Genomic DNA, 21,636 nt, shown 5'->3' with positions numbered 1-21,636 from the left:
TTCGAGTAGCGCCTAGCCTGAACGGAAATCAACCCACGTTATGGTGATGAACCTCTTTTTTTCACATATTATTATGAAAATGCTTTATCAAAAGTAGTTCTATAAATGTCCCAAATGAATATATAAAGTTAAGTGCAAAAAAAATGTAAAGGATGATGTATTGCACGAGCAGCAGTTAGCTCAGACTAAGACATTTTATAGTAAGTACGGAAAAAGAATTTTTGATATTGCGGGGGCACTCCTATTACTTTTCTTAACCATTCCTCTTATGTTAGTAGTTTTCCTCATCTTACTCATTAGTACAGGTCGCCCTGTTTTTTTTAAACAAATTCGTACTGGACAGGAACATCAGCGCTTTGTTATTTGGAAGTTGCGGACAATGACCTTACAGGCAGTTCCGGTGAAAATGCCTAGATTGTGTGCAGACGGAATTCCAGATGATTTTTATTTTAAAACTGAACAGGATGCACGCATCACGAAGGTTGGGGCCGTTCTTCGGAGGTTAAGTATTGATGAAATTCCACAGCTCATTAATGTCCTAAAAGGAGATATGAGTATTGTTGGACCACGGCCAGAAGTTCCAACTATCACAAATGCTTATAACACTTTGCAGGCACGACGTTTAGATGTAAAGCCTGGTTTAACAGGGCTTGCTCAAATTAACGGCCGCTCTAATATTTCTCACGGACAAAAAATTTCATATGACCTAGAATACGTTGGTAAATATTCATTTTGGATGGATATAAAAATTATCATCAAAACATTTTACGTAGTTTTAGCGAGAACAGGTGCTTATTAAAATTTAAGGAGTGTTAGATCCTGAAGATCGTTCAGCTTATTACACGTATGGATAAGATTGGCGGAGCGCAAAAGCATGTGGAGGCACTTGCCATAAAATTGAAGCAAGATGCTCACGAGGTAACCATTGTAACGGGTCTTTATGATCCATCATTGTGGCGTTTTCAAGAAGAAAAAATTGATGTTATTAGTATTACAGACATGCAGCGAGCGATTCACTTTAAAAAGGATTTACAAACCTTTTGGCAAGTAAGAGCCGCATTTAAAAAAATACAACCAGATATTATTGCAGCTCATTCATCAAAGGCGGGCGCAATTGGACGTGTAGTAGGTAGGCTTTTACGCATTCCAACTGTTTTTACAGCTCATAGCTGGAGTTTTACAGAAGGCGTACCACATAAAAAAAAGAGGCTGTATCGTCGAATGGAAAAATCAGTTCAGCCGTTAACAGCTAAAATTATTACGGTATCTGAATACGATCGCAAATTAGCATTAACGAAAAAAATTGCTCCTGCTCATAAAATGCTAACGATTCATAATGGCATCGACCAAATAGAGAAGCAAGTAGCACCTAATAGAGAGAAGGAGGAGCATCCATTAATTGTGATGGTTGCTCGTTTTGAAGTGCCAAAAAGACAGGATTTATTGCTAGAAGCTTTAGCGGAGCTTTCTGATATACCTTGGCGCCTTCAATTAATAGGTGATGGCTCATTACGTCCTAATTTAGAAACATTTATTGCTACTAAAGGTTTAACGGATCGTGTCTCATTTTTGGGCAATCAATTAGATGTCACATCTTTGCTTGAGGAAAGTCATTTATTTGTTTTGCTATCAGATTGGGAGGGCTTACCGATCTCAATTATAGAAGCGATGCGAGCGGGACTTCCGGTTATCGCCACGAATGTAGGTGGCGTCAATGAGTTGGTTTCTGACAATGAGAATGGATTTTTAATTAACCGAGATGATAAGGGCACACTAAAGAACAGGCTTAAACAATTGTTGATGGATAAGAACTTACGACAAAAAATGGGGGACGCTAGTGAGCGTCGATTTTTAAGGAATTTTACGTTTCTACCAATGTATCAGAAAACTCTATTTGTCTACGAACAGGCTGTATCAAAGTCCGTTAAGAAAGGTGATTAATTTGCAATTAATTCGCATTCGAACAGATGATGAGCTTATGTGGTACAAGGATATTTGGGATGGGATTTTAGCAGCGGAGGGCAATGATAATCCATTTATAGAATTTGCTTGGTTTTATAACTGGTGGCAAATTGTTGGGCGTAGAGAGCGTGTTGAGCTCTATGCTGTCGAAGAAAATGGTGCGATCATTGCCTTTTTTCCCTTCTTAGTTCGACTTCGATGGGGAGTACGAATTTATGCCTTTGCTGGAGAAAATATTGCAAATTACTCCGGTGTTGTAGCGAAAAAAGAATGGCTGTTGCCTGCGACGACCTTTGTATTTGATCAGCTCATTGAAAAATATAAACACCTACTATTTTCATTTCATGGATTATTGGAAAGTAAAGACTCTACAAAGGTTATTGAGCAATATTTTGTTGAAAGGCAGTTACGCCCGAGTATTTTTCGTGTAGTGACACCATATCTTGCCTTTCACGATATAGATTTTAATAACTATTTCAATCAACGTAGAAAAATGCATGGTGTGGATAGAAGAGAACGGAAGCTACGAAAATTAGGCTCATTAACGAGGAAAATACCTTCGCAGGACGAGCTTTGGCAAATGTTTAGATTATTTAATCGACGATGGGCAAAAAAAATAGACACAAGTGATTTTACAAAAGGTAAGAAAAAGGATTTTTTCGAACAGTTAACGCTTCTTAAAGGGGAAGCATTGCAAGTCAAGGTAGACGCACTTGTTTTTGAAGACCAATGGATTGCCTTTACCTATGGAATTTGCTGTCGAGGACGTTATGTAACTTACGCACTTGCACATGAGCCGACATTTAATATATTTGGACCGGGCAGATTAGTGAATCAAGAAACCATCAAGCAAATCTATTCTGAAAACTATCGCTTGTTCGATATGAGTATTGGCTATGAGCCGTATAAGTTCGATTGGCGCTCTAATATTGATTTTACAAGGCGTATGCTCGTAAGCAGTGGAACGAAGCGGGCAAAGCTTTTGGCGAGTCGTTTTACGCTAAAGGAACGACTAAAGGAATTTTTAAAAGGCAATCATCGTATGGTTGAATGGAAACGCAATACTCTAGGCCAATTACGTTACTTAGTAAAGTATGGAAAAGTAAAAGATTGGCTAGAATATGGACAACTATTCGTAGAAAAATTTATTCGTTTTAAGCAAGTGGATTTGTATGAATTATCCCCATCAGATAGTGAGACACCACATCGACCTGTAGGAGATTTGTTTGAGGAGTTGTCGATTCAGGAGGCGATGGAACTCGATGAGGAAGAGATTATTTCTTTATTTTACAAGGGATACACTATTTATAAAGATTCTTTTGCAGAAACGAATAAGCCTGCGTTTGCGATACATGCGGTGAACTGGCGTGTAGATGAATTGCAAATTGTCGAAACACTGCCAAAGCAGACATATTTTTTAACCTATGATGTTTATAAAAATATCGATATTATCACAGCCTTTTTCCAAAAAATGAAACCTGCACAAACACTTTGGGTTACTGCACGCTTTTGGCAATGGCGAAAGCGTAAACGATTATTGCAGCTAGGCTATAAACGTATTTCTCGAATGAAACATTTTAAATGTGCTCGTTATGAGCGAAATCATGTAGAAAAATACACAGAGAGTGGGGGCGATGTTCATTCTGTCCATTAAAAGTAAGCGATGGAATATCGCAATGCAGCATTTTTATTTTGTAGAAAAGCCAGCCAATGTTAGAAAATCGATGAAGGTCATTGGGTATACAAATTCACTTGTACCGAGTCGTAAGCTTGTTAAAAGTGAAACGGTTCATATTCACCTGACAGATAGTGAGTTATCATTGTATCTTGCTCTTTCAGAAAGTAATCGAAAAATACTTCGTCGTGCACAAAAAGAGTCCTATCAAGTTTTTATTTATAAAGAACCATCAGATGAAAATTTACGAGCCTTTCAACAGTTTTATAATAGTTTTGCGAAAAGGAAAAAACTCGAGCTCATTACTAAGTCTCAAATGGAAGCTATTACGCACTTAAAAGATAAAGGAGCGCTATGGTTGTCTGAGATTCGAAGTATTTGTGGACAAACACTTTGCTATAGACTCGATATTGTATACGCTAAAAAAGCGATGTCCTATTATGTAGCGACTTGTCATTCGCAATTGGTGCCAGATCATTTAAAAAGACCAGTTCGTTATGCAAATCGTTTCTTACTATGGCACAATTTATTGCATTTAAAGGAGCAGGGCTTTGTTTTATATGATATGGGGAAGTTAACTGATGACCAAAATGTTCGAGCGTTTAAGCAAGGCTTCGGTGGGCAAGTCGTCGATGTATACTCTGGCTACATTACCCAATCAAAAATTCGTGCACTGTTACTGGGTGTGCAAAAATGGAGGAAGTAGTAATTGAAGTGAATCGTGGAGGTCTTGTCATATCATTGGATTTTGAACTAAATTGGGGTGTCCACGATGTGTTTAAGTACGGGCAATACAATAAAAATTTATATGGAGTACGTGAGGCATTGCCTAAAATACTAGAGTTGTTTGAACAATATGGTATTCATGCGACTTGGGCCACAGTGGGACTATTGTTTGCAGAAACAAAAGCAGAAATGGCTCACTACTTAAGAGGGATCCCTGTAAAATATAAAAACAGGCATTATGCAGCACATACACAATTTGCAAAAGTAGGAGAAGATGAGCAGGATGACCTCTTACATTTCGGCAAATCCTTAATTGAGAAGATTAAACGTACACCACATCAAGAAATAGGAAGTCATACATTTTCACATTTTTACTGTTTAGAAAATGGACAAACTGAAGCAGATTTTCGTGCAGACTTACACGCAACTGCAATGATTTGTGAAGAATATATCGCACCGATGAAATCGATTGTATTTCCGCGTAATCAGGTGAATGAAGCATATTTCTCAGCATGTCAGGAAGTAGGGTTTATATGCTATAGAGGAAATGAAAAACATCCGTTATACGATCCCCAAAAATTTACGAAAAAAGGTCGACTATTAGGTGCAAAAAAATGGCTGGATAGCTATGTCAATGTAACAGGAAATCATCTGATAACGCTTGAGGACATGCAAAAGGATTCCTTTATTAACATTCGTTCAAGTGCATTTTTAAGACCCTATTGTAGCCCATTACGATTTTTTGAAGGCTTAAAGGTTAAACGTATTAAAGAGGGAATGCATGCAGCTGCAATGTCTAAAGCTTTTTACCATTTATGGTGGCACCCTCATAATTTTGGCAAGAACATTGAAAAAAATTTAGCTATGCTTGAGGAACTTTTACTATATTATCAGGAATTGCGTCATCAATATAACTTTCAAAGCTACACGATGCACGAGGTCGCAGAGCTTTGCCAATCTTTAGCCCGCAAAAGCCCGATTGGTGAAGACTAATAATCGGTGGGGGAAAGAAGCCCCCTTTATCCCAACATAAAAAGTAGCAAACTAGAAAAGTGCCTAGTTTGTTACTTTTTTGTGTTTATAGGGGTAAATGAAGTGTGGAGATTATTTAAAATTAAGAGGGAAAATCCTGAGCTTTGACGAAATTGTATGTACTAATGGTACTATGATGTTGAAGGAAATTCTTTAGGTATATTTGTAAGAACAATAAAGTAGCATAGGGCAATTGACTTCAATATGGCTCATCGCCCAAGAGTCGGGGTGACATTTTGTTAAAACATATGTCATGTGGATAAATTGATTGGAGTGGAGGCTGGGCGACTCCTCGGGGATCAACAATAGAGGAACGAAGGCTAAGAGCATCACATCCTGTGATAACGCCTTCGTGACCAACATCGGTGCTGTTGCTGTCGCTACGTTGCACTACGCTCTCGCACAGACAAAAACACTTTGCTGACGCTGCGTTAGCACTACGCTTTCGCGCAAAAAACATCTGTTGGCCCGAGACCCTGGAGCGAGCAGGCAGAGGAACGAAGGCTAAAAACATCACATCCTGTGATAACGCCTTCGTGACCAACATCATGTTGGCCCAAGCGGCTCATTGAACGCCCCCAGGAAGCTTTGCTCTGTGCGAAAGCGAAGCGTCAGCAACAAATGTTTTCTGTAGCGAAAGCAAAGCGGCAGCTACAAAGCGCCCAGCCGGAACGGAAATCAACCCCACGCTAAGATATAGAAAAATAGCATGAAGGTGGTCGTTAACATGTTTATTCAACCAGAATGGCAGTATAAGCAAGAAAATGGTTCAGCTATGCATCAATGGATTAAGCAAAAAGAAAATCCACTTCCGAGTGACGTAGATATTATTTTCTATGGTGCTTTATTATCGTATGCAAGTAAACCCTCCGAAAAAGCACTATATCCAACAGCGTTTCGAAAAGCTTGGCCAAGCTTTCAATCTTATAATTTAGATGAGCAAGTAGATTTGCGCTCGTTGGCAGTCGTTGATGTTGGCGATGTGGCCATCCACGAGACTGATAGAATGCTTTCAGAGTCAGCTATAGAAGCTGCAGCAGAAAGCTTAAGTACCGCATATTCTAAAAGTTTCACCTGTCTTATAGGTGGAGATCATGCGATTACAGCTTGCTCTCTAAGAGGAATAAAGAATGCTTTTCCAAAGGATCGCATCGGGATTATTCAAATTGATACGCATTTGGATGCCCGAAATCAGGAGGAAATTGGTTTAGCCATGGATTCTCCAATGCAGAAGCTCATTGCAGCTGGGATTGTAGAGGGGAAACATGTTTATAATGTCGGGCTACACGGCTTTTTTAATTCACCAGAAATGATTCACTACGCGAAAGAACAAGGAATACATATGATTACGTTAAAGCAAATGCGTCGTGATGGTATTCAATTAACTATTCGCGAAATGCTCCGACAGCTTATGTATGAGGTGGATCGTATTTATGTATCGGTCGATTTAGATGTACTCGATATTACATTTGCCCCAGATGTACCTGCCGCAACACCAGGTGGATTAACGGCCTATGAATTATTCGATATCCTAAAGCTCATTGGGGAAAATGAAGGAGTCCGCCATATTGACTTTGTCTTCGCAGATCCAAAGGAGGGGGACCTACGCCCGGAAACAGTGAAGCTGGGCGTGACAGCATTTTTACAATGGCTAACAGGTATTCGACTGGATTACCGCAATCGTATTCAAAAGAAAGGCAACGCCCAAATTAGGTAGTTGGAAAATGAGCCGTAGAATGATGGCTTGTATATATTTACAATGAAGTTTGATGATAGTTTGCTATAATAGAACAATGCTTAATATTAATATATTATGGCAGGCCTGTTGATTAGGAAATTATAGGTTTATTATTGACCGACAAAAGAATTTTTTTGTAGATACTTTGTTTATGTATGCTCATTTTTAGCTGATTGTAGCGGAGGGCTACTCGACGCTCACCCGTAGGAAAGCGAGTATCCCGTAGCAGAAATTCGGTTATCTAATTAATGAGCGTAGATGCAAATGGTTAATCAAAACACCTGAAATATTATAGATGAATACAATCATTGTATTGTTATAGAGAGGATTATTATTATGACAACAAAACCAAAACTATTAATTGTTGATGGCATGGCGCTATTATTCCGTTCATTTTTTGCGTCTGCAGCGATGGGGCATTATATTCGCCTTGCGGATGGGACACCTTCTAATGGTGCCCAAGGATTTGTGCGTCATGTATTAACGGCACAATCTATTATGAAGCCGACCCATCTAGCTGTTTGTTGGGATATGGGGGCACATACATTCCGCAACGAATTATTTGATGGTTATAAGGCTAATCGTCCATCACCACCAGAGGAAATGCTACCACAATTTGATATGGCGAAAAATTTATCGCAACAAATCGGCTGGCAAAACTTCGGTGTTAAAGGAATGGAGGCAGATGATTTAATTGGCTCAATGATTACAAAATATCAGGATGAGGCTGACATTACGGTAATTAGCGGAGACAAGGATTTACTGCAGCTTTTAAGACCGTCAACGGAAATTGCTTTTACGAAAAAAGGCTACACAGAGTATGACGTTTATACGCATACACGTTTTCAAGAGGAATATGGCATCGAACCTATTCAATTTGCACAGGTCAAAGCTTTTATGGGGGATACGAGTGACGGCTACCCAGGCGTTAAGGGAATTGGACCAAAGCAGGCACTCGCGTTAATTCAATCGTATGGTTCTATTGAAAATGTTCTTACATCATTAGACGAATTAAAGCCTGGTCAACGTACGAAAATTAAAGAGAATTTAGATATGCTAAAATTGTCACACGAGCTTGCAACCATTCAAACGAATGTACCAATTGAGGCAGAATTAACGAACTTAGTATTACCAAATTACGAGCCCCAAACGTTCAAAGAAATAGAAGAACATGGCTACACATTAATCGCCAAGCAGGCACGCTCATTGTATTCACTTATTTAATAAATAGACATCATCTTCGCAGAGTATAGAAATATGCTCTGCTTTTTTCATACAATCTTTGAGTAATTAAGCCTTGAATTATTGATGAAAAAAGAACGTGTCTAACATTACAGGCACGCTCTCACCTAGTTCGGTGTAATTTTCACGAAACTCAATACTTTTTCATTATCTTTAAAAGGAGCCATTCGAATTTTGCTTTCACGATCAGCACCACCATTATCATGGAACATTAACCACAGCTCATCATTTCGTATTTCATAGCCAATGAGAGGTACCCAATGATAGGCGAAGGCAGATTTTTTATCGCACCAATTTAGGCTAAAATATCGGTCAAAGCGTATGGCGACAGGGCGACCTGCATCGATTTCCTGCATAGCCTCCTTTAATGTACAATCGCGAATTTCCCATGTCGGACGAAGCCGGCGAAGATTGCGAATTAGGCGCCACTTAAATAACCCGATCTTTGTACCACCGAGAAGTTTATAAAGTTCATTTACCGAAGGAGCTTGATTTTCAAAGTAGTTTAAGATTACGTGTACAGTTGTAGGTCCACAAGCGGAATTATGATAGTTTGGTGAAATGGCTGCATCATATTGTGATTTTCCGAGTAACGACAATTGTTGGCGCATCATAATCTCCTTTCTAAAAAGAGCCGCATTTCAAAAAGAAATGCAGCTCGCTTTTTATTATTGTTGAGCAGATAAGAACTCTGTAACTTGCTGAGGTGTTTTAGCATTAGCACTATGTAAGTGTGCTAATTTTTCACCGTTTTGGAAAATTAGTAGGCTTGGAATACCCATTACATCATATTTGTCCGCAATTTCTGGAAGCTCATCACGGTTAAGTTCATACCAGTCAAATTGGTTGTATTCTTCGATAATTGGATCGATAAACATATTCATGCGTGTGCAATCTGGGCACCATCCAGCGTAAAATTTCACTAGCACTTTTTGATCACCAGAGATCAGTTCATTAAATTGGTCAGCAGTTGTAATTGTTTTCATTAGTATTTCACTCTCCTTGCTTTCCATTTTACACATTTTTAACGGAACCTGAAAGTTTTCTGTTTGGAATAATCGGTATCTACTTATTGTCTTGTTTTCGCTCGTAAAAAACAAAAAAAGTTATATATTGCAAAAATAATTGGAGGAAAATGATTGCTAAATTAAACAAAATAATCTACACTAAAAACAGAAAAAGTAGTTTTATCTTCATTCAGCGGAAATATTTACCTCAAAAACTACAATGGTAGCTGGACGGAGATAAGCCTCAGTCGTATGTCACAGATTATGCCTAAAATTATCTGGACAAAAATACGCTAAGGCAAACTTGATATTTTTTTGGTCAAAAAATGAATGGCTATTCATTCAATGGGAGAATAAGGGGGAATTGCTTGTGACGTACAACATTAAAAAAGCAGCTGTTCTAGGTTCAGGGGTAATGGGCTCTGGAATTGCAGCACATTTAGCAAACATCGGTATTCCAACATTATTATTAGACATTGCGCCGAAAGAACTAACGAAAGAGGAAGAAGTGAAAGGTCTTTCCTTAGAGCATCCTGCTGTAAGAAATCGTATCGTCAACGGAGCTCTTCAAAAGTTATTAAAGCAAAAGCCAGCACCACTTACTTCTAAGAAAAATTTATCACTACTATCGGTTGGTAACTTTGAGGACGATCTAGAGAAATTAAAAGATGTAGATTGGATTATTGAAGTTGTTGTTGAAAATTTAGCGATTAAACAAAACCTATATGAAAAAGTTGATGCTGTACGTAAGCCCGGCACAATTATTAGTTCAAACACATCTGGCATAAGTATTAATGCAATGGCAGAAGGGCGTTCAGAAGATTTCCAAAAGCATTTCCTAGGAACTCACTTTTTCAATCCGCCACGCTATTTAAAATTACTTGAAGTCATTCCGGCGAACACAACAGCGCCAGAGGTTGTAAGCTTTATGAAAACATTCGGCGAAGATGTGCTTGGAAAGGGCGTCGTACTTGCTAAGGATACACCGAACTTCATTGCCAACCGTATCGGAACGTACGGTTTACTAATTACTTTACAAGAAATGATGAAGGGTAGCTATTCGGTTGGTGAGGTGGATTCTGTAACAGGTCCACTAATCGGTCGTCCAAAATCTGCAACCTTCCGAACGTTGGATGTTGTTGGTTTAGATACATTTATCCATGTAGCGAAAAACGTTTATGATCAAACAACTGGTGAAGAGCAGCAAGTATTTGCAGTACCAGAATTCCTACAGAAAATGGTCACAAACGGCTGGTTAGGGGCAAAATCAGGTCAAGGGTTCTTCTTAAAGCAAGGAAAAGAGATCCTTGAAATTGATCCAAACACACTAGAGTATAGCCCAGCTAAAAAGTTAAAAACACCTTCTATCGAAATGGCAAAACAAACTCGTGGATTAGCAAATAAAGTGAAAGCATTAACATATGCAAAAGATCGTACAGGAGAGTTATTATGGGGTATTTTCGCTCCGACACTCATTTACTCTGCACAGCTACACGGTGAAATTGCTGATGATATTGTTGCCATTGACAATGCTATGAAATGGGGCTTCGGCTGGCAGCAAGGTCCATTTGAAATATGGGATGCAATTGGCGTCAAAGAGTCCGTAGCTAAAATGGAGGCAGAGGGTCGTGAAGTGCCGGCATTTGTAAAAGATATGTTAGCAAGCGGTTTTGAAACTTTCTATTCGGACATTGACGGTGACCTAGCGTATTATAATGGCTCTGAATATGTAAAAGTGCCAGTCAATGAAAAGGAAATTAACTTAAAACGTTATAAGAAAAAGCACGGTGTTATTAAATCAAATACAGGTGCTAGTTTAATAGATATAGGTGATGGAATTGCATTACTAGAATTCCATTCCCAATCAAATGCAATTGGCTTGGACATTATTCAAATGATTAACTTTGCAGTCGATGAAGTAGAAGCTAACTATAAAGGCTTAGTCATCGGTAACCAAGGGAAAAACTTCTGTGTTGGTGCTAATCTAGGAATGATTTTAGTAGAAGCACAGGATGATAATATTTTTGAGCTAGATTTCGTTATTAAAGCATTCCAAGATGCGATGCAAAAGATTAAATACTCTCGCAAGCCTGTTGTGGCAGCGCCTTTTGCTATGACACTTGGTGGAGGAGCAGAGGTTTGCTTACCAGCTTCTCATATTCAAGCAACAATGGAAACGTATATGGGCTTAGTCGAAGTCGGCGTAGGATTAATTCCTGGCGGTGGCGGTAATAAAGCACTTTACCAAAAATTCCTTAAAGGGTTACCAAATGGCGTTGAGGTAGACTATCAACATATTGCTAATAAAGTATTTGAATCGATTGCGATGGCGAAAGTTTCGACATCTGGTGAAGAAGCACGTGAAAATAACTTCTTAAACTTTGCTGACGGGATATCTGTTAACCCAGATCACCAACTATATGATGCAAAACAAGCTGCACTAGCGCTTTATGAGGCAGGCTATTTACCGCCTGTACCTGCGAAAGTTCCTGTAGTCGGTGCATCAGGCTACGGTACGCTACTAATCGGTGCGCAAGGAATGTTTGAATCAGGCTATATTAGTGAACACGATTTAAAAATCGCTAAAAAATTAGCGTATGTCATTGCTGGTGGTAAAGTTCCATATGGCACATTAGTAGATGAACAGTACCTATTAAACCTAGAGCGTGAGGCGTTCCTAAGCTTAGTGGCAGATCCATTATCTCAACAAAGAATGCAGCACATGCTTTTAAAGGGAAAACCACTGCGTAACTAGTAACTAATTTTAAGACTGAATTAACCATACTTGCACATGAAACAAAGGGGGATTAATACGATGCGTGAAGCCGTTATTGTAGCAGGAGCACGAACTCCGATTGGAAAAGCAAAAAAGGGTTCTTTAGCAACAGTTAGACCAGATGATTTTGGAGCGGTTGTTGTCAAAGAAACATTAAAAAGAGCAGGCTATGAAGGTCCGATTGACGATTTAATTTTAGGATGTGCAATGCCTGAAGCTGAGCAAGGCATGAACGTAGCACGTAATATAGGAGCGCTTGCCGGGTTACCAGATACAACACCAGCGCTGACAATTAATAGATTCTGTTCATCAGGTTTACAAGCAATCGCTTTTGCAGCAGAGCGTATTATGCTAGGACATTCTAAGGCGATTCTTGCTGGTGGAGTCGAGTCGATGAGTATGGTGCCAATGGTAGGTAATACACCTCGCTTAAATCCAACGCTAGCGGAAACTGCTCCACAATATTATATGGGGATGGGGCATACAGCTGAGGAAGTGGCACGTCAATACAATGTAAGCAGAGAAGATCAGGATGCATTTGCTGTGCGTTCACATGAGCTTGCAGAAAAAGCGATTAAAGAAGGTAAATTCAATGATGAAATCGTACCAATCGAAGTGGAGCAGCATTATGTAGATGACAACAACAAACCACAGGTGAAAAAGTTCACTTTTAGCATGGATGAAGGGGTACGTCCAGGTACATCTGTAGAAGGTTTAGCGAAGCTTCGTCCAGCCTTCCATATTAAGGGCAGTGTTACAGCTGGTAATGCCTCTCAAACTTCGGACGGTGCAGCGGCAGTACTAGTAATGGATCGTGAGGAAGCAGAAAAGCAAGGGCTTACACCAATGGCGAAGTTTTTAGGCTTTGCAGTTGGTGGTGTACCTCCTGAGGTGATGGGTATTGGACCAATCGTGGCAGTACCTAAAGCACTTGAAATTGCGGGATTAGCAATTGATGACATTGATTTATGGGAAATTAACGAAGCATTTGCGTCACAATCCTTACAGGTCGTACGTCATTTAGGCATCGACCAAAATAAAGTAAATGTCAATGGTGGAGCAATTGCCGTAGGTCACCCACTTGGTGCAACTGGAGCCATTTTAACATTAAAGCTTATTCATGAATTGAAGCGTCAAGGTAAGAAATATGGCGTCGTGACAATGTGTATTGGCGGCGGAATGGGTGCTGCAGGAGTATTTGAAATTCTATAATTTTTGCTAGATCAGCTTGGAGTGCAGCGTTTCCGGTTGCCTCCGAACACAGTGCTTCAAGCTTTTCTATACATTGGGGATAAAAGCTACTAACAATAGATATATAGGGAGGAATTTAGAATGACAGAAAAAACAACGGATTTCATCAAAGGCGGCGGATTTATTATTGAAGATGTGGAATTAGATCGTGTATTTACACCAGAAGATTTCACAGATGAGCATAAAATGATTGCTAAAACTACTGAAGAGTATGTAGCAAATGAAGTGTTACCGGTCGTTGAAAATTTAGAACACCATGAATTTGAGCATTCGGTTCGTCTACTTAAAAGTGCAGGTGAACTCGGCTTACTAAGCGCAGATGTACCTGAAGAATATGAGGGTCTAGGATTAGACAAAGTTTCTTCTGCTTTAATCGCAGAAAAAATGTCAGTTGCTGGTGGCTTCTCTATTACGCATGGTGCACACGTAGGTATTGGTTCTTTACCAATCGTACTTTTCGGAAATGAAGAGCAAAAGCAAAAGTATTTACCAAAGCTTGCGTCAGGTGAATTAATTGCTGCTTACGCATTAACTGAGCCAGGGTCAGGTTCTGATGCATTAGGTGCAAAAACAACTGCAAAATTAAATGATGCAGGGACACATTATATTTTAAATGGTGAAAAGCAATGGATTACAAATGCAGGCTTTGCAGATGTATTTGTTGTCTATGCTAAAATCGATGGCGATAAATTCACGGCATTTATCGTAGAACGTGCCTTCAATGGCGTTTCAGTTGGCGCAGAAGAGAAAAAAATGGGGATCAAATCTTCATCGACACGTACATTAATCCTTGAAGATGCAGAAGTACCTGTAGAAAACCTATTAGGTGAAGTAGGTCGCGGACACGTTATTGCCTTTAATATTTTAAATATCGGTCGCTATAAATTAGGTGTTGGAACAATTGGTGGCTCGAAGCGTGCATTAGAGCTTGCCGTTCAATATACAAACCAACGTCAGCAATTTAAAACGAAGCTGTCTGATTTTAATCTAACAAAAGAAAAATTATCGACAATGGCTTCACAATTATATGCGTCTGAGTCATTAAATTATCGTACAGTAGGTTTATTTGAGGACCGCTTAAGTCAGCTAAGCCCAGAAGAGCAAAAGCAAGGAAAAGTGATTGCTGGTGCAATTGCTGAGTATGCTATTGAATGTTCTATTGCGAAAGTATTTGGTTCTGAGACTTTAGATTATATTGCAGATGAAGCGCTTCAATTACATGGTGGTTACGGCTTTATGGCTGAATACGAAGTAGAACGTATTTACCGTGATTCTCGTATTAATCGTATTTTTGAAGGTACAAATGAAATTAACCGCATGATTGTACCAGGTACATTTATGAAAAAGGCAATAAAAGGCGAATTGCCATTACTAAAAGTCGCTCAAAATTTACAGCAAGAACTTCTTATGCTAATGCCTGAGGAAGTAGGCACAGAGCCGTTAGCACAGGAAAAATATCTTGTGAAAAATGCGAAGAAGATTGCTGTATTGGCAGCAGGTTTAGCAGCACAACGCTACGGTGCGAAGCTTGATCAAGAGCAAGAAGTATTAGTGAAGATTGCGAATATCGCAAACCAACTATTTGCTATGGAATCTACTGTGTTGCGTACTGAAAAAGCGATTGCTCGTGACGGTGCTGAAAAAGCTCATCAAAAATTACTGTACACTCAAATCTTCTGCCAAGAAGCATTTGCAGAAATTGAAAAAGAAGCAAAAGATACGATTCTTGCTTCAGCAGACGGAGACGCTGCACGTATGACATTGTCTGCGCTACGTAAATTAACTCGCAACAATCCATACAACTTAATCGCGAAGAAACGTGAAGCTTCTGTTAAATTAATTGAAGCAGAAAAATATATAGTTTAATATAGCAAATTTACCTAGCTATCCGAGATGTGATAGCTAGGTTTTTTTGTTGGAAATAAAAGTATAGCTCTTGCAAAATGAGGGGTGATTTCCGTTCCAGGCTACTCGCTTTCCTGTGGGCGAGCGTCGAGCCGCTTCCTTCGCTAAAGGAACGAAGGCTAAGTGCGTCACGTCCTGTGACAACGCCTTCGTGACCAACATCGTGTTGGCCTCAGGGTCTCGACTGTCTCGCTTTCCCACGGGAATCGAGTAGCCTTCCACTCCAATCAACAATATCGTAGAACTTTAATAAATTTTATGTATGTCAAAGGAGAACGCTATGGCTACTCATCATAATCAATCAGAATAGCGACGGCAATTGTACATCTGTTGCGGCTGACGCTTTGCTTTCGCACCAAAAAAACTGGTTGCTAAAGTTTGATTTTATTACTCAAAATCAGAGAAACATGTAAGAGAATACAAGCTGTATGAATTGGTTGATTGGAGTGGAGGCTGGGCGACTCCTTGGGGATCAGCGTCACAGATGAGACCCTGGAGCGAGCAACGCGAGTGAAGCGGCTCATCGGACGCCCCCAGGAAAGCGCCCAGTCGGAACGGAAATCAACCCCACGCTTTGGCTTGAAGAGTTTCATTTTGGTTCGTAACGGTTATGATGGTATACTACAGAAAATGAGTGAGACACTGAAAATGTAGTGTCCTAAACTGATAGTAGAGGAGCCTATAAATGACGATTCAATTTATTCATTATCCGAAATGTACTACTTGTAAAAAAGCTCAAAAATGGCTAAATGACAATGGAATTTCATACGAAGAGGTACACATTGTCGAACAACCGCCTACAAAGGACGAATTATCAAACTTATGGCATGCAAGTGGACAACCGTTAAAGAAATTTTTCAATACTTCTGGTATGAAATATCGCGAGCTTGGCTTGAAGGATAAACTTGCTGAAATGACTGAAGAGGAGCAACTTGAACTGCTTGCATCAGATGGTATGTTGATTAAACGTCCGATTGTAACCGATGGAAAAAAAGTTACTTTAGGGTTTAAAGAATCAGATTTTGAGCAAGCTTGGAAATAACCTCTTTTAATCTTGTTTTTATGGAAGAAGTATGGCACACTGAAATTGAATATATTACATATTTATGGAGGGGTTTTTGCATGAATACACCTAAAGACTTACGTTACTCTGAAGAGCACGAATGGGTTAAAGTAGAAGATGGAAAAGTACGTATCGGTATTTCTCATTTCGCACAATCTGAACTTGGAGATATCGTTTTCGTTGAGCTTCCACAAGTTGGCGACGAAATCAAAACTGATGATCCATTCGGTAGCGTAGAATCTGTAAAAACAGTTTCTGAATTATACGCACCAATCTCAGGTACAGTAGTTGAAGTAAATGCAGATTTAGAAGATAGCCCAGAATTCGTTAATGAATCACCATATGAAAAAGCATGGATGGTCGTTGTAGAGCCTGCTGATGCATCAGAAATTGAAAAGCTTATGACAGCTGAGCAATACGATGAAATGATTGCAGAATAAGACAAGCTTATAAGACAAGCCTGTAATAGAAAAACGTCGGAATCTACCGACGTTTTTTATTATCTGCATTCATCCCCATTACAGTTAATGAGGATGAATGCAAGTATATCCCTTATCAATAGGTGTCTAACAGTATCAACGACAAGATTTATTGATATAATGAATGATAAGGGATATGTCTAAACGGGGGTGGCGTGATGTTCGAGGGGAAATGCTTAATTGTCGAAGGCCGTTCGGATAAGCTTCAAATTGAACCTATTTTAAATGAAAATGTTAAAATACTTTGTACGAATGGTACAATTGGTGTGCATCAATTAGAAGAATTACTCGATCCATATGAGGGCTGTGAGCTTTATACATTTTTTGATGCAGATACATCGGGTGATAAGCTACGAGCATTAATGGACAGACATTATCCAGAGGCTGAGCATTTACGTACAATGCCAACATATAAGGAAGTTGAGACAACTCCGAGGAAGGTGTTAGCGGCGATTTTGCTTCGTGCACATTTCTCAATCCATAATGAATATATTTTGTAAGGTTGCGTGAAAAAAGATGGAAGAATGGTCAAAAGAGCAGTGGGACGCGACTGTGCAGTCCGGTGAAAAGGCTGCCTTTTATTTATATACGCCAATGTGTGGAACGTGTACAGTTGCATCGAAAATGATGACGGTTGTTGAGCAATTGCTGCCACAGCTACAGGTCGGTAAAGCGAATATTAATTTTATAGAGCAAATAGCTTATGCTCATAAAATCGAAAGTGTACCATGTTTGCTCGTCTGTGAAGGCGGAGAAGTGACAGAAAAGGTTTATGCCTTTCAATCGGTACCATATTTATACGAATTGTTGAAAAATTAATTGACTGAATATTAATCGCGTGGTAAAGTAACAAATATATTAAAAAAACAATAAATATATCGAACTCTTATAAAGAGCGGCGGAGGGAAGTGCCCTATGAAGCCCGGCAACCATCACTTAGTGAAAAGGTGCCAAATCACCCAAAGATTTATCTTTGACAGATGAGAGAACGGTTTAGCGTATAAGTTACGTGACCCCTTCTACTTGTCTATAAGTGAAGGGGTTTTTTAATTTCTTTCAGCGGGTGTCCAAAACCTGCTGAAATAGAGGAACTCAGTCTAAGAACACCACGTCCTGTGGCAATTTATCTGTGCGAAAGCGAAGCGACAGCAACACGGTTTTAACTGTGCGAAAGCGAAGCGACAGCAACAACACACGACTGAGTGACCAACATCCTGCTGGCCTAAAGCCTCCGGCGGATGTCACGGAATCGGAAAGGAGTTCAATATAGGATGTTAGCCTAAAACCATCGCATCCATGCGATAACGGCTAACTGACCTGCATCGGTGCTGCTGCCGCTACGCTTTCGCGCAAAAAACATCTGCAGGCCTAAGCACAAAGCCGATTCCGGACACAATTATGCCGAGGCAAAATTGATATGAGAAAAGGAGAATTCGCTATGATCAATCTTCAAAATATTACGAAGAAATACAAAACCACAAATGGCGAATTAACAGCAGTTAAAGACGTCAACCTTTCTATTAATAAAGGTGAAATTTTTGGTATTATCGGCTATAGTGGCGCTGGTAAAAGTACAATGATTCGCTTGTTAAACGGTTTAGAAAAGCCTACATCTGGTACGGTGACGGTTAACAATCAAGAATTTTCATCCATAAAGGGGCAAAAGCTCAGAGATGCTAGACAAAAGGTTAGTATGATTTTCCAACATTTCAATTTGCTTTGGTCTAGGACTGTTGAAGAAAACATCGCTTTTCCACTAGAAATCGCAGGTGTTCCAAAGGCAAAACGTGAAGCACGTGTGAAAGAATTAATCACTTTAGTTGGCCTAGAAGGGCGCGCTAACGCATATCCATCACAATTATCAGGTGGACAAAAGCAACGTGTAGGCATCGCTCGTGCACTTGCTAATAATCCAGAGGTATTGTTATGTGATGAGGCAACATCCGCACTCGATCCGGAGACAACAGATGCTATTCTAGATTTACTTGTCGATATTAATGAACGATTAGGTTTAACGATTGTGTTAATCACACATGAAATGCACGTTATTCGCAAAATTTGCCATCGTGTAGCGGTTATGGAAGCTGGAGAAATTGTAGAGCGTGGTGAAGTGTTACAAGTATTCCAAGCTCCACAAGCGGCCATTACAAAAAAATTCGTTTCTCAAATTACAGATACGAAGGAAACACAGGAAACTGTGGCACAAATTAAAGTAAATTACCCTGATGGACAACTTGTTAAGCTAATCTTTGTAGGAGAAAAAACAGAGCAGCCGATCATTTCACATCTTGTGAAACAGTTTGATGTAGAAGTAAGTATTGTTCATGGTAATATTTCACAAACGAAAAATGGCGCGTACGGTACACTTATTGTGCAAATTGATGGCACAGAGGCGAATGTTGCTGCTGCACTTAGCTACTTGCATACAGTCGAAGTACAAACGGAGGTGATTGCCAATGCTAACTAGTCTCTTTCCGAATGTCGACTGGGAAAAAATGTGGGACGCTACGTATGAAACGTTGTACATGACAACAATCTCTACGGTTATCACATTTATACTTGGATTAGTAATTGGGATCTTATTATTTTTATCAAGTCCAAACCAGCTATGGGCCAATAAACTGGTGAACTTTTTAACAGGTTCAATCGTTAACATTTTCCGTTCGATTCCATTTATCGTTTTGATTATCTTATTAATTCCATTTACAAAATTTTTACTCGGCACAATTCGCGGCGCAGATGCGGCTTTACCAGCACTAATTATCGGAGCTGCACCATTCTATGCACGAATGGTATTAATTTCCTTACGTGAAATCGATAAAGGTGTGATTGAAGCGGCTCGTTCAATGGGTGCTAAAACGTCAACAATCATTTGGAAAGTATTAATTCCAGAAGCGTTACCAGCGCTTATTTCTGGTCTTACTGTAACGGCTGTAGCACTTGTTGGTTATACTGCGATGGCAGGTATTATCGGTGCAGGTGGTCTAGGAAACTTAGCATTCTTAGATGGTTTCCAACGTAATCGCACAGATGTAACATTAATGGCAACTATATTAATCTTAATAGTAGTATTTATTATTCAATGGATTGGCGACTTCATTACAGCCAAAACAGATAAACGCTAAAAAGGCGCTAATTACAAAAAAGCGCATCTCGCTACGAACATCAGAGAGGTTATTTCGGTTTTATACCGCTAACATACTTTAAACAAGATAAAAGGGAGTGCAAGAAAATGAAGAAATTATTAGCAGGATTATTTTTATCAGTATTAGTACTAGCTTTAGCTGCTTGTGGTGCTGGTAAAAAAGAAGATACAAACTCAAACGCATCATCTGGTGATAAATCAGACAATAAAGAAAATGTAACATTAACAATAGGTGCTTCTAATACGCCTCATGCGATTATTTTGGAAAAAGCAAAACCTATTTTAGCAAAAGAAGGTATCGATCTTAAAATTGAAACGTATCAAGACTATGTATTACCAAACCAACATTTAGAATCAGGTGACCTTGATGCAAACTATTTCCAACATCTACCTTACTTAGAGCTTAGCATGAAAGAAAATGGCTATGACTTTGTAAATGCTGGTGCCATTCACATTGAACCAATCGGAATTTACTCTAAAAAATATAAATCTCTTGAGGATCTACCAAAAGGTGCAACAATTTTACTTTCTAGCTCAGTTTCAGACCACGGTCGTATGCTTTCATTGTTAGAAGCTAAGGGCTTAATTAAATTAAAAGATGGTGTTGATAAAACAGCAGCAGAAATAAAAGATATCGCAGAAAACCCTAAAAACTTCAAATTCGATGCAAATACAGCGCCTGAAATGCTTGTACAAATGTATGAAAATAATGAAGGTGATGCGGTTCTGATCAACTCGAACTTTGCAATCGATAACGGCATAAATCCATTGAAAGATGCAATTTCTCTTGAAGATAAAGAATCTCCTTATGTAAATATTATCGCTGTACGTGCTGGTGATGAAACAAAACAAGAAATTAAAAAATTAATAGAAGTATTAAAATCTAAAGAAATCCAAGACTTCATTATTGAAGAATGGAAAGGCTCAGTTGTACCAGTTAAATAATTTAAAATTTATCGAAAAGGGTATGTAAGTATAATAATATGTACCCTTTGTAAAGGACATTTTAAAAAAGGTTAGGCAACTTTCTGAAGCTGCTGTCTGTATTTTGCAGGCGGCAGCTTATTTAAATTCCATTGCCCTCGATAATGATTGTAGTAAATCATATAACTCTTAATTTCTTTCTTTACTTCTTCTAACGTTTCACATGCTCTAATTGTTGTTTCATCTTTAAAATGTCCAAAGAATGATTCTTGTGGCGCATTATCCCAACAATTCCCTCGACGTGACATGGACTGCCCCAAGCCAATTCTCTTTACTAAGGCTTGGAATTTTGGATTCGTATAGTGGCAACCTTGATCCGAATGGATAAAGGCATCTTCCCTTAAATGGCGATGCTTCTTCAATTTATGTAACGTGTTGAGCGCAATTTCTATACTCAACGTAGAAGATACTTCATAAGCTAAAATTTCATTTGTTTCAGCGTCTTTTATCGTTGATAAATAAGCACGTTTACCACCGCCATATGTTAAATATGTGATATCGGTTAGTAATACTTTTCCTGCTACACCTTGCTTGAAGTTACGGTCTAAATTGTTAGGGCATGTGCGATGTTCCTTTGTTGCTTTTGCCATACGACGTGCTGGATTCGCTTTTCGAATAGGGCAGACAATATTAAATTTCTTCATAATGCGA

Annotated in this window: 20 protein-coding genes and 1 riboswitch; of the genes, 17 read left to right on the top strand and 3 right to left on the bottom strand. The window is 39.1% G+C overall.

Going from position 1 to position 21,636, the window contains the following annotated elements:
- Window positions 1-160 precede the first annotated feature (160 nt).
- From ACFXN8_RS04865 to ACFXN8_RS04835, 7 genes are all read left to right on the top strand, one after another.
- Window positions 161-799 (top strand): sugar transferase, encoded by a 639-nt coding sequence (locus tag ACFXN8_RS04865; RefSeq protein ID WP_386843235.1) that lies wholly within the window; start codon window positions 161-163, stop codon window positions 797-799.
- Window positions 800-846: 47 nt separating this feature from the next.
- The gene (locus tag ACFXN8_RS04860) at window positions 847-1,941 is read left to right on the top strand and encodes a glycosyltransferase family 4 protein (protein WP_386843233.1); all 1,095 of its coding nucleotides are present in this window, start codon (window positions 847-849) and stop codon (window positions 1,939-1,941) included.
- A gap of 1 nt (window position 1,942) precedes the next feature.
- Complete coding sequence (locus ACFXN8_RS04855) at window positions 1,943-3,616, top strand: GNAT family N-acetyltransferase (RefSeq protein WP_386843231.1); 1,674 nt, start codon at window positions 1,943-1,945, stop codon at window positions 3,614-3,616.
- Window positions 3,597-4,343 (top strand): hypothetical protein, encoded by a 747-nt coding sequence (locus ACFXN8_RS04850; protein ID WP_386843230.1) that lies wholly within the window; start codon window positions 3,597-3,599, stop codon window positions 4,341-4,343. Before ACFXN8_RS04855 ends, ACFXN8_RS04850 begins: the two co-directional genes overlap by 20 nt.
- Window positions 4,331-5,356 carry a polysaccharide deacetylase family protein gene (locus ACFXN8_RS04845; protein WP_386843228.1) on the top strand — a complete coding sequence of 342 codons (1,026 nt, stop codon included), beginning with the start codon at window positions 4,331-4,333 and terminating at the stop codon, window positions 5,354-5,356. Before ACFXN8_RS04850 ends, ACFXN8_RS04845 begins: the two co-directional genes overlap by 13 nt.
- Before the next feature lie 766 nt (window positions 5,357-6,122).
- Window positions 6,123-7,112 (top strand): agmatinase family protein, encoded by a 990-nt coding sequence (locus ACFXN8_RS04840; RefSeq protein WP_376074651.1) that lies wholly within the window; start codon window positions 6,123-6,125, stop codon window positions 7,110-7,112.
- 357 nt (window positions 7,113-7,469) lie between these two features.
- On the top strand, window positions 7,470-8,357 hold the full coding sequence (locus tag ACFXN8_RS04835; protein WP_376074653.1) for a 5'-3' exonuclease: 888 nt from the start codon (window positions 7,470-7,472) through the stop codon (window positions 8,355-8,357).
- A gap of 125 nt (window positions 8,358-8,482) precedes the next feature.
- Here ACFXN8_RS04835 and ACFXN8_RS04830 read toward each other — a convergent pair whose 3' ends face one another.
- A complete protein-coding gene (locus ACFXN8_RS04830) occupies window positions 8,483-8,986 on the bottom strand; it encodes a C39 family peptidase (protein ID WP_376074688.1) in 504 nt (167 codons plus the stop codon).
- Window positions 8,987-9,043: 57 nt separating this feature from the next.
- Entirely contained in the window at window positions 9,044-9,388 is a 345-nt protein-coding gene (locus ACFXN8_RS04825; RefSeq protein ID WP_376074655.1) for a thioredoxin family protein, read from the bottom strand.
- Between the two features lie 364 nt (window positions 9,389-9,752).
- On the opposite strand from ACFXN8_RS04825, the gene ACFXN8_RS04820 reads away from it, so the two are divergent.
- The 10 genes from ACFXN8_RS04820 (at window position 9,753) to ACFXN8_RS04775 (ending at window position 20,946) form a co-directional block, all read left to right on the top strand.
- Window positions 9,753-12,137 (top strand): 3-hydroxyacyl-CoA dehydrogenase/enoyl-CoA hydratase family protein, encoded by a 2,385-nt coding sequence (locus ACFXN8_RS04820; protein WP_386843225.1) that lies wholly within the window; start codon window positions 9,753-9,755, stop codon window positions 12,135-12,137.
- 60 nt (window positions 12,138-12,197) lie between these two features.
- On the top strand, window positions 12,198-13,370 hold the full coding sequence (locus tag ACFXN8_RS04815) for an acetyl-CoA C-acetyltransferase (RefSeq protein WP_386843223.1): 1,173 nt from the start codon (window positions 12,198-12,200) through the stop codon (window positions 13,368-13,370).
- A gap of 120 nt (window positions 13,371-13,490) precedes the next feature.
- Window positions 13,491-15,275, top strand: coding sequence for an acyl-CoA dehydrogenase family protein (locus ACFXN8_RS04810; protein ID WP_386843221.1), 1,785 nt, complete (start codon window positions 13,491-13,493; stop codon window positions 15,273-15,275).
- A 724-nt stretch (window positions 15,276-15,999) separates the two neighbouring features.
- Window positions 16,000-16,356: an arsenate reductase family protein gene (locus tag ACFXN8_RS04805; RefSeq protein WP_376074660.1), complete on the top strand. Its 357-nt coding sequence runs from the start codon at window positions 16,000-16,002 to the stop codon at window positions 16,354-16,356.
- 80 nt (window positions 16,357-16,436) lie between these two features.
- Entirely contained in the window at window positions 16,437-16,817 is a 381-nt protein-coding gene (gene gcvH, locus ACFXN8_RS04800) for a glycine cleavage system protein GcvH (protein WP_376074661.1), read from the top strand.
- Window positions 16,818-17,014: 197 nt separating this feature from the next.
- Window positions 17,015-17,356 (top strand): toprim domain-containing protein, encoded by a 342-nt coding sequence (locus tag ACFXN8_RS04795; RefSeq protein WP_386843218.1) that lies wholly within the window; start codon window positions 17,015-17,017, stop codon window positions 17,354-17,356.
- Window positions 17,357-17,372: 16 nt separating this feature from the next.
- The gene (locus ACFXN8_RS04790; protein ID WP_386843216.1) at window positions 17,373-17,675 is read left to right on the top strand and encodes a thioredoxin family protein; all 303 of its coding nucleotides are present in this window, start codon (window positions 17,373-17,375) and stop codon (window positions 17,673-17,675) included.
- 64 nt (window positions 17,676-17,739) lie between these two features.
- Window positions 17,740-17,843, top strand: a riboswitch (SAM riboswitch).
- A gap of 451 nt (window positions 17,844-18,294) precedes the next feature.
- Window positions 18,295-19,323, top strand: a complete 1,029-nt coding sequence (locus tag ACFXN8_RS04785; RefSeq protein WP_386843214.1) for a methionine ABC transporter ATP-binding protein — start codon at window positions 18,295-18,297, stop codon at window positions 19,321-19,323.
- Window positions 19,313-19,981: a methionine ABC transporter permease gene (locus ACFXN8_RS04780; protein WP_376074666.1), complete on the top strand. Its 669-nt coding sequence runs from the start codon at window positions 19,313-19,315 to the stop codon at window positions 19,979-19,981. Before ACFXN8_RS04785 ends, ACFXN8_RS04780 begins: the two co-directional genes overlap by 11 nt.
- A 107-nt stretch (window positions 19,982-20,088) precedes the next feature.
- Window positions 20,089-20,946: a MetQ/NlpA family ABC transporter substrate-binding protein gene (locus tag ACFXN8_RS04775; RefSeq protein WP_386843211.1), complete on the top strand. Its 858-nt coding sequence runs from the start codon at window positions 20,089-20,091 to the stop codon at window positions 20,944-20,946.
- Between the two features lie 71 nt (window positions 20,947-21,017).
- Here ACFXN8_RS04775 and ACFXN8_RS04770 read toward each other — a convergent pair.
- Window positions 21,018-21,636, bottom strand: a 619-nt coding sequence (locus tag ACFXN8_RS04770; RefSeq protein ID WP_386843209.1) for an IS3 family transposase, incomplete at its 5' end; no start/stop codon positions are given.

Origin of the sequence: Lysinibacillus sp. NPDC059133, from assembly GCF_042755925.1 — a bacterium.
Taxonomy (GTDB): Bacteria; Bacillota; Bacilli; order Bacillales_A; family Planococcaceae; genus Lysinibacillus.
The sequence above is the reverse complement of the archived record's forward strand: the minus strand, read 5'-3'. Positions and strand labels throughout refer to the sequence as shown.

What these genes read in the sequence shown, in the direction of transcription:
- ACFXN8_RS04860 (WP_386843233.1), top strand. Translation starts at nt 847, where the DNA reads ATGGATAAGATTGGCGGAGCGCAAAAGCATGTGGAGGCACTTGCCATA.
- ACFXN8_RS04805 (WP_376074660.1), top strand. Translation starts at nt 16,000, where the DNA reads ATGACGATTCAATTTATTCATTATCCGAAATGTACTACTTGTAAAAAA.
- ACFXN8_RS04840 (WP_376074651.1), top strand. Translation starts at nt 6,123, where the DNA reads ATGTTTATTCAACCAGAATGGCAGTATAAGCAAGAAAATGGTTCAGCT.
- gcvH (WP_376074661.1), top strand. Translation starts at nt 16,437, where the DNA reads ATGAATACACCTAAAGACTTACGTTACTCTGAAGAGCACGAATGGGTT.
- ACFXN8_RS04815 (WP_386843223.1), top strand. Translation starts at nt 12,198, where the DNA reads ATGCGTGAAGCCGTTATTGTAGCAGGAGCACGAACTCCGATTGGAAAA.
- ACFXN8_RS04785 (WP_386843214.1), top strand. Translation starts at nt 18,295, where the DNA reads ATGATCAATCTTCAAAATATTACGAAGAAATACAAAACCACAAATGGC.
- ACFXN8_RS04775 (WP_386843211.1), top strand. Translation starts at nt 20,089, where the DNA reads ATGAAGAAATTATTAGCAGGATTATTTTTATCAGTATTAGTACTAGCT.
- ACFXN8_RS04825 (WP_376074655.1), bottom strand. Translation starts at nt 9,388, where the DNA reads ATGGAAAGCAAGGAGAGTGAAATACTAATGAAAACAATTACAACTGCT.
- ACFXN8_RS04835 (WP_376074653.1), top strand. Translation starts at nt 7,470, where the DNA reads ATGACAACAAAACCAAAACTATTAATTGTTGATGGCATGGCGCTATTA.
- ACFXN8_RS04830 (WP_376074688.1), bottom strand. Translation starts at nt 8,986, where the DNA reads ATGCGCCAACAATTGTCGTTACTCGGAAAATCACAATATGATGCAGCC.
- ACFXN8_RS04780 (WP_376074666.1), top strand. Translation starts at nt 19,313, where the DNA reads ATGCTAACTAGTCTCTTTCCGAATGTCGACTGGGAAAAAATGTGGGAC.
- ACFXN8_RS04795 (WP_386843218.1), top strand. Translation starts at nt 17,015, where the DNA reads ATGTTCGAGGGGAAATGCTTAATTGTCGAAGGCCGTTCGGATAAGCTT.
- ACFXN8_RS04810 (WP_386843221.1), top strand. Translation starts at nt 13,491, where the DNA reads ATGACAGAAAAAACAACGGATTTCATCAAAGGCGGCGGATTTATTATT.
- ACFXN8_RS04845 (WP_386843228.1), top strand. Translation starts at nt 4,331, where the DNA reads ATGGAGGAAGTAGTAATTGAAGTGAATCGTGGAGGTCTTGTCATATCA.
- ACFXN8_RS04790 (WP_386843216.1), top strand. Translation starts at nt 17,373, where the DNA reads ATGGAAGAATGGTCAAAAGAGCAGTGGGACGCGACTGTGCAGTCCGGT.
- ACFXN8_RS04850 (WP_386843230.1), top strand. Translation starts at nt 3,597, where the DNA reads ATGTTCATTCTGTCCATTAAAAGTAAGCGATGGAATATCGCAATGCAG.